The following is a 17,440-nucleotide window of genomic DNA, read 5'->3' on the forward strand; positions in this document are numbered from 1 at the left end:
TGGGCGGGTCTCTTACCTTTGAGAACGCCCATGCTCTCTCGTGAACAGCGCAACCCCCTCAGCGACTGGTGGTGGACGGTCGACCTCCTGCAACTGGCGGCGATCATCGCGCTGATCCTGGGCGGGGTGATCCTGTCGCTGGCGGCAAGCCCGCAAGTTGCGGTGCGGATCGGGCTCGATCCCTTCCACTTCTTCAATCATCACGTGTTCTTTCTGCTGCCGTCGTTCACGGTGCTGATCGGGGTGTCGTTCCTGTCGCCGCTGCAGATTCGCCGCACGGCGCTGATCGTTTTTGTCGTCAGTGTGGCGTTGATTGTGCTGACGCTGCTGGTCGGACCTGAAGTGAAGGGCTCGCGGCGCTGGATCACGCTGATCGGGGTGAATATCCAGGCCTCCGAATCCGCCAAACCGGCTTTCGTGGTGCTCGCCGCTTGGTTGTTCGCGGAATCGACGAAGAAGCCGGAAATGCCGGCGACCTCGATGGCGCTGGTGCTTCTGCTGACGCTGGTCTCGTTGCTCGTGATGGAGCCCGATTTTGGCCAGACCATGCTGATTTCGATGGTGTGGGGTTCGCTGTTCTTCATTGCCGGCATGCGCATGATCTGGGTGGTCGGCCTTGCGGGCGCTGCGAGCAGTGGCCTGTTCGTTGCCTATCTGTTGGTCCCGCACGTCGCCGGGCGCATCAAGCGCTTCATGAATCCGGCTTCCGGCGATACCTTTCAGGTCGACACGGCGATGGAAGCCTTCAGCAATGGCGGCTGGTTCGGGCTCGGGCCGGGCGAGGGCATCGCCAAGCGCAGTCTGCCGGACAGCCATACCGACTTCGTGTTCGCGGTGGCTGCGGAGGAGTTTGGAATCATTCTATGCCTGATACTGCTGGCGCTGTTCGCCTTCATCGTGCTCCGCGCGTTGTCGCGGGCCTATCGGAGCGAGGACATGTTCGCGCGCTTTGCGGCTTCCGGCCTTGCCATCCTGTTCGGCGTGCAGGCCGCGATCAATATGGCGGTGAATCTGCAGCTGATTCCGGCCAAAGGCATGACGCTACCGTTCATCTCCTATGGCGGTTCATCGATGGTGTCGCTGGCCTATGGTGTCGGCATGATGCTCGCCTTGACTCGGCAGCGTCCGCGCACGGAACTGGAATCGATGAACACCTCGGCCGCGCCAGGCTACGCATAAATCTTTCGCGCCTCGCCATGTCAGGGCTTTGGCGGTAAAGAGGCGGCCATGGAGCAAAACGCCCTGATCCTGCTGGCCGCCGGCGGCACCGGTGGCCATCTGTTTCCAGCCGAAGCGCTCGGCGTGGAATTGATGAAGCGCGGCCTGCGCGTGCGGCTGGCGACTGACTCGCGAGCGTTGCGTTACTCCGGCCTGTTCACCCGCGACACCATCGACGTGGTACCGAGCGAAACCGTGCGCGGCCACAACCCGTTATCGCTGGCGCGCACCGGCCTTATGCTCGCCAGCGGCGTGGCGGCCGCGATCTATTTGCTGCGCAAATTGAAGCCGGCAGCCGTCGTCGGTTTCGGCGGTTATCCGACGCTGCCGCCGTTGATCGCCGCGCGACTGCTCGGCATTCCTTCCGTCGTGCACGAGGCCAACGCGGTGCTTGGCCGCGCCAACCGCTTTCTGTCGAAGCGCGTCAGCGCGATCGCGACCTCACTCCCCGGAGTGCTCGACCGCGATCCGGAGCTTGCCTCGAAGACCACAACCATCGGCATGCCGATGCGCCCGGCCATTCTCGCCGCGGCCGCCGTGAAATACACGACGCCAGGTCCGGCCGGCCCGCTTCGTCTGCTCGTAGTTGGCGGCAGTCAGGGCGCGCGCGTCCTGGCCGACATCGTGCCGGGGTCGATCGAAAAGCTCGAACCTTCGCTCCTCGGCCGGCTGCAGCTGACCCAGCAGGTGCGCGAAGAAGACATGGCGCGGGTCCGCGCGATCTATGACCGGCTCAAGATCAATGCGGAGCTCGCGCCGTTCTTCACGGATTTGCCAGTGCGGCTTGCGGCCAACCATCTGGTCGTCTCGCGCTCGGGAGCCGGAACCGTATCCGAACTCGCCGCCATCGGCCGTCCCTCGATCCTGGTGCCGCTGCCGGGTTCGATCGATCAGGACCAGTTCGCCAATGCCGGCGTGCTGTCGCAGGCGGGCGGCGCCTTGCGGATTCCGCAAGCCGAATTTACCTCCGATCGCCTGGCGTCGGAAATTTCTGCGCTCGGCGCCGAGCCGTCAAAATTGACGGCAATGGCTCAGGCCGCGAAGAATGCCGGCCGGCTGGATGCCGCGGTGCGGCTCGCCGATCTGGTGGCGAAAGTCGCCGGGATTTGACGTTAGTCATTCCGGACGGGACGAGAATCGGACCGATCCGGAATCTCGAGATTCTCCAATGTGCAAGTGCACATTGTAGTTCGGTGGTTCCCACCGCCCCGGAATGACGAAAATCCCCCCTTGTCATGCCACGCGAAAGCGGGGCATCCAGTAATGCGCGTGGGCTGGTTTTTGCCTCGCGGACTCTGATGTCTGGGGAACACCAATGAGACTGCCGCGCGAGATCGGGCCCATCCACTTCGTCGGGATCGGGGGTATCGGGATGAGCGGCATCGCCGAGGTCTTGTGCAATCTCGGCTACACGGTGCAGGGCTCGGACGCCTCCGAAGGCGCCAATGTCGCCCGCCTGCGCGAGAAAGGCATCAAGGTCACGGTCGGCCACAGGGCCGAGAACGTCGACGGTGCCGATGTCGTCGTGGTGTCGACCGCGATCAAGCGCGACAATCCGGAATTGATGGCGGCGCGGACGCAACGCATCCCCGTGGTGCGGCGCGCCGAAATGCTCGCCGAATTGATGCGGCTGAAAAGTTGCGTCGCCATCGCGGGCACCCACGGCAAGACCACGACGACGACCATGGTCGCAACCTTGCTGGATGCCGGTGACATCGATCCCACCGTCATCAACGGCGGCATCATCAACGCCTACGGCTCCAACGCGCGCCTCGGCGCAGGCGACTGGATGGTGGTGGAAGCCGACGAAAGCGACGGCACTTTCCTGAAGTTGCCGGCCGATGTCGTCATCGTCACCAATATCGACCCCGAACATCTCGATCACTTCAAGACGTTCGATGCGATCCAGGAAGCATTCCGCAATTTCGTCGAGAACGTGCCGTTCTATGGTTTCGCCGTGATGTGCATCGATCATCCGGTGGTGCAGACATTGGTCGGCAAGATCGAGGATCGCCGCATCATCACTTACGGCGAAAACCCGCAGGCCGACGCGCGGCTGGTCGATCTCGCGCCAATGGGGGGCGGCTCGACATTCAAGGTCGCGATCCGCGATCGCAAGCGCGATGCGGCGCACGAAATCGCCGATATCACCTTGCCGATGCCAGGACGCCATAATGCCTTGAATGCCACGGCGGCGATCGCGGTGGCGCATGCGCTCGGCATTTCCGACGAAGCGATCCGCATGGCGCTGGCCGGGTTCGGCGGCGTGAAGCGGCGCTTCACCAAGACCGGCGAATGGAACGGCATCACCGTCATCGACGACTACGGCCATCATCCCGTCGAGATTGCCGCCGTGCTCAGGGCCGCGCGCGAATCCACCAACGGCAAGGTCATCGCCGTAGTGCAGCCGCATCGCTTCACGCGCCTGCAATCGTTGTTCGACGAGTTCTGTACCTGCTTCAACGATGCCGATGCCGTCGTCGTGGCCGAAGTGTATCCCGCGGGCGAGACGCCGATCGAAGGCATCGACCGCGATCATTTCGTGCTGGGCCTGCGGGCGCATGGTCATCGCGAGGTGATCCCGCTGCCCGAGGCGGGCGCGCTCGCCGGCATCGTCAAGGGGCTGGCCGGCAGCGGCGATTTCGTCGTCTGCTTAGGTGCCGGCAGCATCACGCAATGGGCCTACGCGCTTCCGGGCGAGTTGAAGGCGCTGGGGTGAGATGACCTTCCCCGATCTCACCGCCGACCTCAAAGCCGCGATGCCGGAATTGCGCGGGCGGCTGACGGCGAACCAGCGGCTTGCGGAACTGACCTGGTTTCGCGTCGGTGGACCGGCGCAGGTCCTGTTCACGCCGGCCGATGAAGATGATCTCGCATATTTCCTTAGCAACCTTCCGGCAGAGTTGCCGGTCACTATCGTCGGCGTCGGCTCCAATTTGATCGTGCGCGACGGCGGCCTGCCGGGGGTGGTCATCCGCCTGTCGCCACGCGGCTTCGGCGAGGCGATCACACAAGGCGAGGTCGTGAGCGCAGGCACGGCCGCGCTCGACAAGCGCGTGGCGGAAGTGGCAGCGAGCGCCAATCTTGCCGGGCTCGAATTCTTCTTCGGCATTCCGGGCACCATCGGCGGGGCGCTACGCATGAATGCCGGCGCCAACGGCGCAGAGACCAGGGACGTCCTACTGGAAGCAACGGGCATCGGCCGTGATGGCCGGAAGCATGTCTTTGACAACGCCGGCATGAAGTTCGTCTACCGCAAGTCGGGTGTCGATCCTTCCATCATTTTCACCTCGGCCCGCTTTCAGGGCAGGCCGGCAACGACGGATGCGATCCGCGTGCGGATGAACGAGGTGCACGCCCATCGCGAGGCGGCGCAGCCGATCCGCGAAAAGACGGGGGGATCGACCTTCAAGAATCCGCCTGACCACAGCGCCTGGAAGTTGATCGATGCCGCCGGCTGTCGCGGCCTTCGTGTCGGCGGCGCGCAGGTGTCGGAAATGCACTGCAACTTTCTGATCAATACCGGCGATGCCACGGCAGCCGACATTGAGATGCTGGGTGAAACGGTTCGCGCGCGGGTAAAGGAAAATTGCGGAATCGAGTTACAATGGGAAATCAAGCGGATCGGGGTTTCTCTTTAACCGTCATTCCGGGGCGATGCGTTAGCATCGAACCCGGAATCTCGAGATTCCGGGTCCGGCGCTCCGCGCCATCCCGGAATGACAAGGGTGCGAATTGATGCGGATCACCATTCTCTTCGGCGGCACCAACAAGGAGCGGCTGGTGTCGGTAGCAAGCGCCCAGGCGTTGCACACCGCGCTGCCCGACGCCGATCTGTGGTTCTGGGAAGCTGACGACAGCGTGCACGAGGCGAGCGGCAAGGCGTTGCTCGCTCACGCGCGGCCGTTCGAAAATCCGTTCAAGCCGGACGGCGCGCGCGTCAGTCTTTCGATCGATCAGGCAATGGATCGCGCCAAGGTCGATGGCCGCCTGCTGGTGCTGGGGCTGCACGGCGGCCGCGCCGAGAATGGCGAGTTGCAGGCAATGTGCGAACTGCGCGACATAGCCTTCACCGGCTCCGGCTCCGCCTCGTCCAACCTTGCGTTCGACAAGGTCGCGGCCAAGCGCTTTGCTGCGATCGCAGGCGTCCATTCGCCTGACGGCATTGCGCTTTCCGACATTGACGCGGCCTTCGCCCAGTACGGCAAGCTGATCGCAAAGCCGGCGCGCGATGGCTCAAGCTATGGGCTGATCTTCGTGAATTCGAAGCAGGATATCGTCGCCGTTCGCAACGCCGCCCGGTCAGAGGAATATGTGATCGAGCCGTTCGTCGCCGGCACCGAGGCAACCTGCGGCGTGCTGGAGCAGGCCGATGGTTCGCTCATCTCGCTGCCGCCGATCGAGATCATCCCGGCCGAGGGCGGGGCAGGCTTCGACTACCGGGCGAAGTATCTTGCGAAAGCGACCCAGGAAATCTGCCCGGGCCGCTTTCCGCCCGAAATCAGCGAAACGATCATGGACATGGCCTTGCGGGTGCACTTGGCGCTATCGTGCGGCGGCTATTCGCGCACCGATTTCATCGTCTCGGACAACGGGCCGGTTTATCTCGAAACCAACACCTTGCCCGGCCTCACCAAGGCCTCGCTTTTTCCCAAGGCGTTGAAGGCGTTTGGGCTCGAGTTCGCCGATTTCCTCAAGGGCCAGATTGTGATCGGAGAGCGGCGCTCCCGTGGCTGAATCCGCGGTTCTGCGGTGGAACGGGCTCAGGCGTTACGAAAATCCTAACGTTACTTACCAAAGCCTTATCGAAACACGTGAAATCGGGGCCTGAGGCGGCGGAATTTACCCTTTGTTTACCAGGAAGTCCGAAGGTTAACGCTGGCGGCGCGTGTGCGCTTGGCCGCCGGGGCGCGTGCTGTTTGGGGAACTTTCAGCGCGCGCGGGGATCGTGATCTTCTTGCCCGGTGCGGCCGAGCCGTCAGATGCGCTCGCAACCCGCAAATCCTTGCGGACACAATAGTTGACGAGCTCGAGTAATGGATGGTGGAGGACGTCTCGCCCGGTCACCGCGATCGCCGAGGCAACAGGTTGATCTGATGGACGCCGTCCTTGGCGCGGCCGCCGGCTTGCGCGCGCGCCTGCGCCGTCGATCGTCTTCCGTCAAATCACGCGGCGACGTCCGCGATGAGCATCCGCTCCGCCTGATCGCGTTTATCGAACGTTTGCCCCGCCGCGCCGGCCTCATGGCGACGCTGTTGTTGCTCGCGGCTAGCGCCGGACTTGGCATCGTCAAGGGCGGCCATCTCGATGATTTTCTGATCTCTTTGAGCGACACCCGCAACGCGCTGGCCAATTCGGCCGGCTTCCGGATCACGTCGGTCGCCATCAACGGCCGCAAGCAACTTTCTCAGGACGAGGTGCTTGCGATCGGCGGCGTCAACGGCCGCTCCTCCCTGCTGTTCCTCGATGCGGCGGCGGTTCGCGAGAAACTGAGGGCCGACGCCTGGATCAGCGACGCAACCGTGCTGAAGCTCTATCCCGGCCAATTGCGCATCGACATCACCGAACGGGCGCCGTTTGCGCTGTGGCAGCATGACGGCCACCTGTTCGTGATCTCCGAAGATGGCGCGGTGTTGCAGAACTACGTGCCGGACCGCTTCGTCAAATTGCCGCTGGTGGTGGGCAAGGGAGCTGCAACCCACGCCAAGGACTTTTTGGCGTTGCTTGCCCGTTATCCGCAGGTCAATGCCGTGACCAGGGCTGCGATCTTCGTCGGTGAACGGCGCTGGAGCCTGCTGTTCAACGACGGCCTCGAAGTTCGGCTGCCGAAAAACGACGTCAGCAATGCGCTTGCTTCCTTGAGCAAACTCGACAAGGACGAGCAGCTGTTTTCCAAGGACATCGTCGCGATCGATCTCCGTCTGCCGGACCGGCTGATCGTGCAGTTGTCGGATGACGCGGCCAAGGCCCGCGAAGACGCGCTCAAGAAGAAAGAACCGAAAAAGAAGGTCGGCGACGCATGAGCGGCCTCGATAACAACCAGGCGCCGAAAACGCGCCCCATGTCCGGCAAGCGCACCGCGCTGGTCGCTTCGCTCGATATCGGCACCAGCAAGATCGCCTGCATGATCGCGCGGCTGAAGCCATGCCTGCCGAGCGAAACCTTGCGCGGCCGCACCCATGCGGTCGAACTGATCGGCTACGGCCAGATTCAGTCGCGCGGCGTCAAGGCCGGCGCCGTCGTCGATCTTGCCGAATGCGAGCAGGCCGTTCGCCAGGCGGTCGCCGCGGCCGAGGATATGGCCAAGGTCCGGGTTGAATCGGTTTTGCTGTCGGTCTCGGCCGGCCGGCTGCAGGGACAACTGGTCGAGGCGGCCGCCGATATCAAGGGCGGGGCCGTGACATCCGCGGATGTCGCGCGCGTCACCTCCGCCGGCATGCATCATGCGACCGGGGCGGGGCGCACCGCGCTGCACGCGCTGCCGATCAGCTATTCGATCGACGGGGTGAAGGGCGTTCGCGACGCCAAGGGCATGGTGGCGCGGCAGTTCGGCGTCGACATGAACGTCGTCACCTCGGATACGACGGTCGTCAAAAACCTGATGCTGGTGGTGGAACGCTGCCATCTCAATGTCGAGGCGATGGCGGCGAGCCCCTATGTGGCCAGCCTGTCGGTCCTGACCGACGACGAGGCGGATCTGGGGGCGGCGGTGGTCGAAATGGGGGCGGGGACCACCACGATCGCGACCTATTCCGGCGGGCGGTTCATGCACACATCGGGTTTTGCACTGGGTGGGCACCACATCACCATGGATCTGGCGCGGGGACTCTCGGCGTGCATTGCGGATGCCGAGCGAATCAAGACGTTATATGGCACGGTGCTGACCGGCGGGTCTGACGCACACGAGTTGATGTCTGTGCCGTCTGCCGGCGACGACGAGTTGGATGTTCCGCAGGTCGTGTCACGCGCCACGATTGCGAACATTATCCGGTACCGTGCCGAGGAGATTTTTGAGATGGTCAGGGACCGGCTGGCGGATTCTCCCTTTGCGGCGGAGCCGAAAGCCCGTGTGGTTTTGAGCGGAGGCGCTTCACAGCTGACCGGCACGCTGGAACTGGCAACCAAGGTCCTCAACCGGCCGGTACGGATCGGCCGGCCGCTCGGCTTCAGCCGGCTGAGCAACGAAGCCAAGGGGGCTTCCTTCGCGGTTCCGGCCGGGCTGCTGGTCTATCCGCAATACGCTTACCTTGAACATGTTGAACCGCGGCACACGCGGCAACTCCGGACAGGGACCGACGGCTATTTCGGCAAGGTCGGCCGATGGCTTCGAGAGGGTTTCTGATGAATTTTTTCCGCCAATCCCTGATTTCACCAACACCCGCGGCAAGAGGCCGGGGCGAACCCACGCGCGCGTGACCAAGAGGCAACCATGGCACTCAATATTACTCCTCCTGACATTCATGAGCTGAAGCCCCGGATCACTGTCTTCGGCGTCGGTGGAGCGGGCGGCAATGCCGTCAACAACATGATCACCGCCGGCCTCCAGGGGGTCGACTTCGTCGTCGCCAACACCGACGCGCAGGCGCTGACGATGTCGAAGGCGCAGCGCATCATCCAGATGGGCACGCAGGTGACCCAGGGCCTGGGCGCGGGTTCGCAGCCCGACGTGGGCGCAGCCGCCGCGCAGGAAGTCCTCGACGAGATCCGCGATCATATCTCTGGCGTCAACATGATGTTCGTCACCGCGGGCATGGGCGGCGGCACCGGCACGGGTGCTGCTCCGGTCATCGCCAGGACCGCCCGCGACCTCGGCATTCTTACTGTCGGCGTTGTCACCAAGCCGTTCCACTTCGAAGGCCAGCGCCGCATGCGCACTGCGGAAGCCGGTATCAACGAGCTTCACAAGGTGGTCGACACGCTTCTGATCATCCCGAACCAGAACCTGTTCCGGGTCGCCAACGAAAAGACCACCTTTGCCGACGCCTTCGCGATGGCCGACCAGGTGCTCTATTCGGGCGTCGCCTGCATCACCGACCTCATGGTCAAGGAAGGCCTGATCAACCTCGACTTCGCCGACGTAAGGGCGGTGATGAGAGAGATGGGCAAGGCGATGATGGGTACCGGCGAAGCCTCCGGCGACAAGCGCGCGCTGACGGCGGCAGAAGCTGCCATCGCCAACCCGCTGATCGACGATTCCTCGATGAAGGGCGCCCGTGGCCTGTTGATCTCGATCACCGGCGGCAAGGACCTAACCCTGTTCGAAGTCGACGAGGCCGCGACGCGGATTCGTGAAGAAGTCGACCAGGACGCCAACATCATCGTCGGCGCCACCTTCGACGAGGCGCTCGACGGCATCATCCGTGTCTCGGTGGTCGCCACCGGCATCGAGCAGGCGCAGATTTCGCGCACCACCGGCGCTTCGCCCACTCCCGCCGCCAGCATCACGCCGCCGACGTCGTCTCCCGACACGCGCCTGGCCGAGCTGACCGCGCGGCTTCGCGCCGACAATGCGCGGCTCGCCGAGCGCGCCCAGAAGCTCGAAAGCTCGAACGCGGCGCTGGCCGCGCCGGCTTCGCCGCCGCGTCAAGGCAACACGGTCGAGCGAGCCGCACTTGCCGCCATTGCGGCGGCCGTTTCAGCCGAGCCGCAGGCCCCTGTGGCGGCTGCGCCGTTGCAGCCGGCGGCCTATGGCGATGTGACGGTTCGTCCAATCGCGCAAAAGCCCTCGCTGTTTCCCGATCCGGAAGTAGCGGCGGCGCCCGCGCTCGAACCGATCCCGCCCGAGACGTTCATCCCGCAAGCGGCCGAACGTCCGCCGCTCCGTGCGCCGCGGATGCCGAAATTCGAGGAATTGCCGATGCCGGCCCAGGCCGAAATCCGTCAGGCCCGCGGGGAACTGGAGGACGAGCATCCGCAGAAGACCAAAATGTCGCTGCTGCAGCGCCTGGCCAATGTCGGCCTCGGCCGCCGCGACGAAGAAAGCGAAAGCGAACCGCCGATCGCGGCCCGCGCCTCGGGTCCGGCCATGCCGGCGATGCCGTCGTTGCCGGAGCGCAAGCCTCAGCGCTCGGTCGCTCAGCAAATCGCAGCCCATTCTCCGGTATCGGAGTATGCTCCACGGCATGCACCTCAAGGTCTGGACGCTCACGGCCGCCCGGCACCTGTGGCCGCGGCGCCACAGGGCGACGACCATCTGGATATCCCGGCCTTCCTGCGCCGTCAGGTAACCTGAAACTTGTTACAATCTCGGCGACGACAAAGGGCCTCGGTTGGATCACCGGGGCTCTTTTTGTTCTGGCTGCGGCGATGGGCTGGAAATTCACCCAAACGGTTGAAATATATTTGTTAAATAGCCCTGCTGGAATTCGAATGACAGCCGTTGACGGCCGTTTTCGATTTCCGATTTGGGGCAAGGCTTGGCGCGAATGCGGCAGAGATAGGGTAACAATCGGTAAAAAAGCGTGAGTTGGCGCGCAATAAGGCGGCGATTATTCTCGCCAGTGACTTGGGGAACCACTGAGTCGGACTGACGTCATAAGGGGAAGTCAGCCCGGTCTCACGGTAAGTCAGTGTGGGCGCTTCTGTATGAAATTCGGTCGGCAAACAACGCTGCGTTCGCAGGCAACGGTCACGGGCGTCGGTGTCCACTCGGGACTGCCGGTCAATCTTACCATCGGACCTGCATCCGTGGATGCGGGTTTTATTTTTGTCCGCACCGGCCTTGATGGCAGCGACCGTGAAGTCCGCGCCATTGCCGAATCCGTCATTGCTACCGAATTTGCCACCGTGCTTGGCGACCGCAACGGACCACTGGTCTCAACTGCTGAGCACGTGCTCGCCGCGTTGCGCGGCATGGGTGTGGACAACGCCACGATCGAAGTCGACGGCCCCGAAGTGCCGATCATGGACGGCAGCGCGGCGGCCTTTGTTGCCGCGATCGACCAGGCCGGCATCGTCAGCCAGTCGGCGGCGCGCCGTTTCCTCCAGATAACCAGGCCGGTTCAGGTTGCGATCGGCGATTCCTTCGGCGAATTGCGGCCGAACTCTTCCGGTTTCCGCGCCGAGGTCGAAATCGATTTCGCCAACCCGGTGATCGGCCGGCAGAATTATATCCTCGATCTCAGCGCCGAACGGTTCCGTCGCGAGATTTCCCGCGCCCGCACCTTCGGCTGCGTCAACGACGTCGCGCGTCTGTGGAGCGCCGGTTTTGCGCTCGGCGCGTCCTTTGAGAATTCGGTGGTGTTCGATGAGAGCCGCCTGCTCAATGCCGAAGGCCTGCGCTACGGCGACGAATGCGTGCGTCACAAGATGCTGGATGTAATTGGCGATTTGGCGCTCGCAGGCCTGCCGATGCTCGGCACCTACCGCTCGGTCCGTGGCGGCCACAAGCTCAACTACGCCGTGCTGACGGCGCTTCTGGCCGATCGTACCGCCTGGCGGGTGGTCGAGCTCGAGACCACCGCACGCCGTTCATCCCGCACCTACGCCGAGGTCGGCAGCGGCATGGTTGGCGGCATGGTGGCTCCCGCCTACGGTCCCGACGTTTCCTGAAACGTCCGTCTAGTGGTCTGATTCTAACATTCGTGTCCCTTCTCAGCGGGCGCTTTGCGAATGTTAGAATGGGACCACTAGAACCGCCTTAATCCGGGCGAAATAGCTGCGTATCCGGTTGGTTAAAGGACTTGTTTTAGATAAACAGGGCCGGGCGCCGGGTGCGAAGGCCCCCGGGTTTTATTGCGCCCCGCAGTGGTGAATTGACATTCGCTTGGCCGCGAAAGGCACGAATGCCGGAACAAGACACCAGCGCATATGATGTTCGAAAGGCGTCAGGTCTGAACTCCATGTCGACAAAGCGTATGACGCCCCAATGCCGGCGGCTTTCGAATCATTGGGGCCTTGAAGCTCTCGTGCGGCCGCTGCGCATTGTGGCGGGCCTTGCTGTTGCCGCGACCATGTTGAGCGCCTGCGGCGGGGCCACCGAATTGTGGGACAAGGTGACGCAAAAGGACGACACCTTTGTCGATGAACCGGCGGAAAAGCTCTATAACGAAGGCCTGTTCCTGACCAACGAGAAGCGCGACCCGAAGGGCGGCGCCAAGAAGTTCGAGGAAGTCGATCGCCAGCATCCCTATTCGGATCTTGCGCGCAAGTCGCTTCTGATGTCGGCCTACTCCTACTATCAGGCCAACGACTATGACAGCTGCATCGGCGCTGCGACCCGTTACGTCACGCTGCATCCGGGCAGCCCGGACGCGGCTTACGCGCAATATCTGATTGCCGCCTCGCATTACGACCAGATCGCCGATGTCACCCGCGACCAGAGCCGCACCGAGAAGGCGATCGCCGCGCTCGAAGAAGTGGTGCGCAAATATCCGACGTCTGAATATGCGGTCAGCGCCAAGCAGAAGCTCGAGGCCGCGCGCGACCAGTTGGCCGGCAAGGAGATGAATGTCGGCCGGTATGACCTGCAGAAGCGCAACTACACCGGCGCGATCAACCGCTTCAAGACCGTGGTCACCCAGTACCAGACCACCCGCCATGTCGAGGAAGCCCTGGCGCGGCTGACCGAAGCCTATATGGCGATCGGCGTCGTCAGCGAGGCCCAGACCGCCGCCGCCGTGCTCGGGCACAATTTTCCTGACAGTCCCTGGTACAAGGACGCCTACAATCTAGTAAAGTCCGGCGGAGTCGAGCCGAGCGAGAATACGGGCTCCTATATTTCCAAGGCCTTCAGAGCGCTCGGTATCGGCAAGGCATAGTCCTTTTTTCCGAAGCGACTATGCTGAAACGGAGATGGAATCACTGATTCCGTCGGGTTGGAGCTTGGGAATCTTCATCGCATGCTGGCGCGTCTGTCGATCCGCGACATCGTCCTGATCGAACGGCTCGATATCGAGTTTGCCCGTGGGCTGGCCGTTCTCACCGGCGAGACCGGCGCGGGTAAATCCATTTTGCTCGATGCCTTCGCGCTGGCGCTTGGCGGCCGTGGCGATGCCGGCCTCGTGCGCCACGGCGTCGAGCAGGGCCAGGTGACGGCCACCTTCGATGTGCCGAAGGGCCATCCGGCCGCAACCCTGCTTGCCGAAAATGGCCTCGATGACGCGAGCTTTCAGGATTCTTGCGAAATGATCCTGCGCCGGGTGCAGTTCGCCGACGGCCGCTCCCGCGCCTTCATCAACGATCAGTCGATCAGCGTGCAGACCCTGAAGGCGCTGGGCTCCGCCTTGGTCGAAATCCACGGCCAGCATGACGAGCGCGCGCTGGTCGATGCCTCGACCCATCGCCGCCTGCTCGATGCGTTTTCCGGCCTCGAGAAGGATGTCGCTGCGCTGGAAAGGCTCTGGGAGACGCGGCGTGAGGCCAACAAGGCGCTCGACGAACATCGCGCCGGCATGGAGCGCGCCGCGCGCGAGGCCGATTACCTGAGGCACGCCTCCGACGAATTGAAGCAGCTTGGCCCGAAGGACGGCGAGGAAACCAATCTCGCCTCGCGCCGCACTACCATGATGCAGGGCGAGAAGATCGCATCCGACTTGCGCGAGGCGCAGGACGCCGTCAGCGGCGATCACTCGCCGGTAGCTAGCCTCTCGGCGGCCGTGCGCCGCCTCGAACGCCGCGCGGCCAATTCGCCCGCCCTAGTCGAACCCGCGGTGAAGGCAATCGATATCGCGATCAACGCGCTGGAAGAAGCCGACCAGCATCTTGCGGCTGCGCTTGCCGCGGCCGATTTCGATCCCGCCGAACTCGAGCGCATCGAGGAGCGGCTGTTCGCCCTTCGCGCCGCCTCGCGCAAATATTCGACGCCGGTCGATGGGCTTGCGGCGCTGGCCGCGAAATATGCCGCCGACGTCGCGCTGATCGATGCTGGCGCCGATCAGTTGAAGAAGCTGGCAGCGGCCGCAACTGAGGCCGACAAGCGTTACGGAGCGGCGGCCGCGAAACTCTCCGCGGCCCGGGTCAAGTCGGCCGAAAGGCTCAACAAGGCCGTCAACGCCGAGCTTGCCCCGCTCAAACTCGAGCGCGCGAAGTTCACCACGCAAGTGGAATCGGATCCCGCTTCGCCCGGCCCGCAGGGCCACGACCGCGTGGAATTCTGGGTGCAGACAAATCCCGGCACCAGGCCGGGACCGCTGATGAAGGTCGCCTCCGGCGGCGAGTTGTCGCGCTTTCTGCTGGCGCTCAAGGTGGTGCTGTCGGACCGCGGCTCGGCACCGACGCTCGTGTTCGACGAAATCGATACCGGGGTCGGCGGCGCGGTGGCGGACGCGATCGGCGCGCGGCTGGCGCGGCTTGCTTCCAAGGTGCAGGTGATGGCGGTGACGCATGCGCCGCAGGTGGCCGCGCGCGCCAACCGGCATTTGCTGATTTCCAAGGATGCGCTCGACAAGGGCAAGCGCGTCGCCACCCGCGTCAATGCGCTTGCCGCCGATCACCGCCGCGAGGAAATCGCCCGCATGCTGGCGGGCGCGGAAATCACCGCCGAGGCCCGCGCGGCCGCCGAGCGGCTGCTCAAGGCCGCAACCGCGTAAGGTGTGACGTCATTCCGGGGCGATGCGAAGCATCGAACCCGGAATCTCGAGATTCCGGGTCTGGTGCTAGCGCGCCATCCCGGAATGACGGATTACGTGCAAATCGAGTCGTACAAATCCAGCCACCGTGGATTTTCAGCCTCTATCAATCGAGCTTTCCAATCCCGCTTCCATTTCTTGAGTTCTTTTTCGCGCGATATGGCGGAAACCGGGTCATCGTAGGTCTCGAACCATACGAGCTTCGTTATGTTGTACCTGGATGTGAAGCTCGGGACCGACTTTTGACGATGTTCGTAGACCCGGCGCACAAGGTCGTTGGTGACGCCGACATAGGTTGCCCCATCTTTCCGGCTTGCTAGGATATAGACGTAGTAAGCCATGATTGTCGCCGATTGCCCCAACCGACCAGTCGTTCCGGCGCGCGCCTAGCGCGACCCGGAATCTCGGGATTCCGGGTCTGGTCCTCAGCGCAAAATTGAATATCAATTTTGTCGCTTCGGACCATCCCGGAATGACGAAGCAGATTTCGAGCATGATAGCAAAAGCCAAACCAAAACCACTCACCGACGTCGCCGACCTCACCAAGGCGCAGGCGAAGGTCGAGCACATGCGTCTTACGCTCGAGATCGAGGGGCACGACAGGGCATACTACCAGGACGACGCGCCTGATGTGACCGACGCCGAATACGACGCGTTGCGGCAGCGCTTCAACGCCATCGAAAAGCGCTTCCCGGAATTGGTCAGCGCGGAGTCGCCGTCGCAAAGGGTCGGCGCGGCGCCGTCTGGCCGATTCAGGAAGGTTCGCCATGCGATCCCGATGCTCTCGCTCGACAACGCCTTCGCCGAGGCAGACGTCGTCGATTTCGTCGGGCGCATCCGCCGTTTTCTGAAATTGGCGGAGGACGAGCGGATCGACTTTTCCGCCGAGCCCAAGATCGACGGGCTTTCGATGTCGCTGCGTTACGAGGACGGCGAACTCGTCACCGCGGCGACGCGGGGCGACGGCGCCGAAGGCGAGGACGTCACCGCCAATATCCGCACGCTGGAAGACGTGCCGAAGAAGCTGAAAGGCCGCAAGGTGCCGCAAATCTGCGAGGTGCGCGGCGAGGTCTACATGACCAAGAAGGCCTTTCTCGCGCTCAACGAACGGCAGAAAGCGGCCGGCGACACTATCTTCGCCAATCCGCGCAATTCGGCCGCCGGCTCGCTGCGCCAGAAAGATCCTTCGATTACCGCCTCGCGCCCGCTCGGCTTCTTCGCCTATGCCTGGGGCGAGATCAGCGACATGCCGGAAGATACGCAGTCGCGCATGATCGCCTGGTTCGAGCAATGCGGGTTCAAGACCAACCCGCTGACCAAGCTTTGTCATTCGGTCGAGCAGTTGATCGCCTTTCATCGCAAGATCGAGGAGCAGCGCGCCAGGCTCGACTACGACATCGACGGCGTCGTCTACAAGGTCGATCGCCTCGACTGGCAGGAACGTCTCGGTTTCGTCTCACGCACCCCGCGCTGGGGCATTGCGCACAAATTCCCCGCCGAGCGCGCCATGACCGTGCTGCGCGACATCGAGATTCAGGTCGGACGAACCGGCTCGTTCACGCCGGTCGGCAAGCTCGAGCCGGTCGGCGTCGGCGGCGTCATCGTCCAGAATGTGACGCTGCATAACGAGGATTACATCAAGGGCATCGGCAACAAGGGCGAGGAACTGCGCGAGGGACGCGACATCCGGATCGGCGACACCGTCGTGATCCAGCGCGCGGGCGACGTGATTCCGCAGGTGGTGGATGTCGTGATCGACAAGCGGCCAAAGGATGCCAGGGAGTTTCGCCTCCCGAAGAGATGCCCGTGTCCGCTGCACACCGACGTGGTGCGCGAGGAGACCGCGACAGGCGAAGAGGGCTCGCGGGCGCGCTGCACCGGCGAGTTCGCCTGTCCTTTTCAGAAGATCGAGCATCTAAAACTGTTTGTGTCGCGGCGTGCTTTCGACATCGACGGCCTTGGCGAGAAGCAGCTTCAGTATTTCTTCGACGAGGAATGGGTGAGGGAGCCCGCAGACATCTTCACGCTGCAAAAGCGCAATGCCAAACTCAAACTCGAGGAGATCGAAGGTTACGGCGAAACCTCCGTGCGCAACCTGTTTGCCGCGATCGAGGGGCGGCGGAGAATCTCGCTGGAGCGTTTCATCTATGCGCTCGGCATGCGCCATGTCGGCGAGACCACGGCGCTGGCGCTGGCGCGCGGCTATGGCTCATGGGACGCCTTCCACGATGCGTGCCGGAAGGTCGCCAGGGGCGATGAGGAGGTAATCGCCGAGATGGACGCGCTGGATCAGATCGGCGACACCGTGATCGCCAGCATCAAGGCCTATTTCGGCGAAAGCCATAACCGCGGCATCGTCGAGCGGCTCACCCGCGAGGTCGCGATTCAGGATGCCGAAAAGCCGAAGAGCAATTCGGCGGTTGCCGGCAAGACCGTGGTGTTCACGGGCTCGCTGGAGAAGATGACGCGCGACGAGGCCAAGGCGATGGCCGAGCGTCTCGGCGCCAAGGCGGCGGGCTCGGTCTCGAAGAAGACGGATTACGTCGTCGCGGGTCCCGGCGCGGGATCGAAGCTCGCGGAAGCCCAGAAGCACGGGGTTGCCGTCCTGACCGAGGACGAGTGGCTGAAGATGGTCGGGGAGTGATTATTGAATT

13 protein-coding genes are annotated in these 17,440 nt (G+C 63.4%); 12 read left to right on the top strand and 1 reads right to left on the bottom strand.

What is annotated here, in order from left to right:
• Positions 1-30: 30 nt before the first annotated feature.
• The 11 genes from ftsW to recN all read left to right on the top strand — a co-directional run bounded on the left by ftsW (position 31) and on the right by recN (position 14,747).
• The gene (ftsW, locus tag M6D32_RS18695) at positions 31-1,179 is read left to right on the top strand and encodes a putative lipid II flippase FtsW (RefSeq protein ID WP_298258895.1); all 1,149 of its coding nucleotides are present in this window, start codon (positions 31-33) and stop codon (positions 1,177-1,179) included.
• 48 nt (positions 1,180-1,227) lie between these two features.
• Positions 1,228-2,328, top strand: coding sequence for an undecaprenyldiphospho-muramoylpentapeptide beta-N-acetylglucosaminyltransferase (murG, locus tag M6D32_RS18700; protein ID WP_298258897.1), 1,101 nt, complete (start codon positions 1,228-1,230; stop codon positions 2,326-2,328).
• 205 nt (positions 2,329-2,533) lie between these two features.
• The gene (gene murC, locus M6D32_RS18705) at positions 2,534-3,937 is read left to right on the top strand and encodes a UDP-N-acetylmuramate--L-alanine ligase (RefSeq protein WP_298258899.1); all 1,404 of its coding nucleotides are present in this window, start codon (positions 2,534-2,536) and stop codon (positions 3,935-3,937) included.
• A 1-nt stretch (position 3,938) separates the two neighbouring features.
• Entirely contained in the window at positions 3,939-4,859 is a 921-nt protein-coding gene (gene murB / locus M6D32_RS18710) for a UDP-N-acetylmuramate dehydrogenase (RefSeq protein WP_298258901.1), read from the top strand.
• Positions 4,860-4,956: 97 nt separating this feature from the next.
• Positions 4,957-5,955 (top strand): D-alanine--D-alanine ligase, encoded by a 999-nt coding sequence (locus M6D32_RS18715; RefSeq protein WP_298258902.1) that lies wholly within the window; start codon positions 4,957-4,959, stop codon positions 5,953-5,955.
• A 299-nt stretch (positions 5,956-6,254) separates the two neighbouring features.
• Entirely contained in the window at positions 6,255-7,241 is a 987-nt protein-coding gene (locus M6D32_RS18720; protein WP_298258904.1) for a cell division protein FtsQ/DivIB, read from the top strand.
• Positions 7,238-8,560 carry a cell division protein FtsA gene (gene ftsA, locus M6D32_RS18725; protein WP_298258907.1) on the top strand — a complete coding sequence of 441 codons (1,323 nt, stop codon included), beginning with the start codon at positions 7,238-7,240 and terminating at the stop codon, positions 8,558-8,560. The genes M6D32_RS18720 and ftsA overlap by 4 nt, the downstream gene beginning before the upstream one ends.
• A gap of 87 nt (positions 8,561-8,647) precedes the next feature.
• The gene (ftsZ, locus tag M6D32_RS18730) at positions 8,648-10,450 is read left to right on the top strand and encodes a cell division protein FtsZ (RefSeq protein WP_298258909.1); all 1,803 of its coding nucleotides are present in this window, start codon (positions 8,648-8,650) and stop codon (positions 10,448-10,450) included.
• A 353-nt stretch (positions 10,451-10,803) separates the two neighbouring features.
• Positions 10,804-11,769 carry a UDP-3-O-acyl-N-acetylglucosamine deacetylase gene (gene lpxC, locus M6D32_RS18735; protein ID WP_298258911.1) on the top strand — a complete coding sequence of 322 codons (966 nt, stop codon included), beginning with the start codon at positions 10,804-10,806 and terminating at the stop codon, positions 11,767-11,769.
• A gap of 290 nt (positions 11,770-12,059) precedes the next feature.
• Positions 12,060-12,977, top strand: a complete 918-nt coding sequence (locus M6D32_RS18740; protein ID WP_298258913.1) for an outer membrane protein assembly factor BamD — start codon at positions 12,060-12,062, stop codon at positions 12,975-12,977.
• A gap of 81 nt (positions 12,978-13,058) precedes the next feature.
• Complete coding sequence (gene recN / locus M6D32_RS18745; RefSeq protein WP_298258915.1) at positions 13,059-14,747, top strand: DNA repair protein RecN; 1,689 nt, start codon at positions 13,059-13,061, stop codon at positions 14,745-14,747.
• Between the two features lie 92 nt (positions 14,748-14,839).
• Here recN and M6D32_RS18750 read toward each other — a convergent pair whose 3' ends face one another.
• Positions 14,840-15,127 (bottom strand): GIY-YIG nuclease family protein, encoded by a 288-nt coding sequence (locus tag M6D32_RS18750; RefSeq protein ID WP_298258917.1) that lies wholly within the window; start codon positions 15,125-15,127, stop codon positions 14,840-14,842.
• 152 nt (positions 15,128-15,279) lie between these two features.
• Here M6D32_RS18750 and ligA point away from each other — a divergent pair, with 152 nt between their 5' ends.
• Complete coding sequence (gene ligA, locus M6D32_RS18755) at positions 15,280-17,430, top strand: NAD-dependent DNA ligase LigA (RefSeq protein WP_298259047.1); 2,151 nt, start codon at positions 15,280-15,282, stop codon at positions 17,428-17,430.
• Positions 17,431-17,440 lie beyond the last annotated feature (10 nt).

It is taken from the genome of Bradyrhizobium sp., assembly GCF_027307225.1.
Taxonomy (GTDB): Bacteria; Pseudomonadota; Alphaproteobacteria; order Rhizobiales; family Xanthobacteraceae; genus Bradyrhizobium.

Bases quoted from the DNA above. Each gene is read 5' to 3' on its own strand.
- ftsZ (WP_298258909.1), top strand. From the start codon at position 8,648: ATGGCACTCAATATTACTCCTCCTGACATTCATGAGCTGAAGCCCCGG.
- M6D32_RS18720 (WP_298258904.1), top strand. From the start codon at position 6,255: ATGGATGGTGGAGGACGTCTCGCCCGGTCACCGCGATCGCCGAGGCAA.
- lpxC (WP_298258911.1), top strand. From the start codon at position 10,804: ATGAAATTCGGTCGGCAAACAACGCTGCGTTCGCAGGCAACGGTCACG.
- M6D32_RS18740 (WP_298258913.1), top strand. From the start codon at position 12,060: ATGTCGACAAAGCGTATGACGCCCCAATGCCGGCGGCTTTCGAATCAT.
- ligA (WP_298259047.1), top strand. From the start codon at position 15,280: ATGATAGCAAAAGCCAAACCAAAACCACTCACCGACGTCGCCGACCTC.
- murG (WP_298258897.1), top strand. From the start codon at position 1,228: ATGGAGCAAAACGCCCTGATCCTGCTGGCCGCCGGCGGCACCGGTGGC.
- M6D32_RS18750 (WP_298258917.1), bottom strand. From the start codon at position 15,127: ATGGCTTACTACGTCTATATCCTAGCAAGCCGGAAAGATGGGGCAACC.
- ftsA (WP_298258907.1), top strand. From the start codon at position 7,238: ATGAGCGGCCTCGATAACAACCAGGCGCCGAAAACGCGCCCCATGTCC.
- ftsW (WP_298258895.1), top strand. From the start codon at position 31: ATGCTCTCTCGTGAACAGCGCAACCCCCTCAGCGACTGGTGGTGGACG.
- murB (WP_298258901.1), top strand. From the start codon at position 3,939: ATGACCTTCCCCGATCTCACCGCCGACCTCAAAGCCGCGATGCCGGAA.
- M6D32_RS18715 (WP_298258902.1), top strand. From the start codon at position 4,957: ATGCGGATCACCATTCTCTTCGGCGGCACCAACAAGGAGCGGCTGGTG.
- recN (WP_298258915.1), top strand. From the start codon at position 13,059: ATGCTGGCGCGTCTGTCGATCCGCGACATCGTCCTGATCGAACGGCTC.
- murC (WP_298258899.1), top strand. From the start codon at position 2,534: ATGAGACTGCCGCGCGAGATCGGGCCCATCCACTTCGTCGGGATCGGG.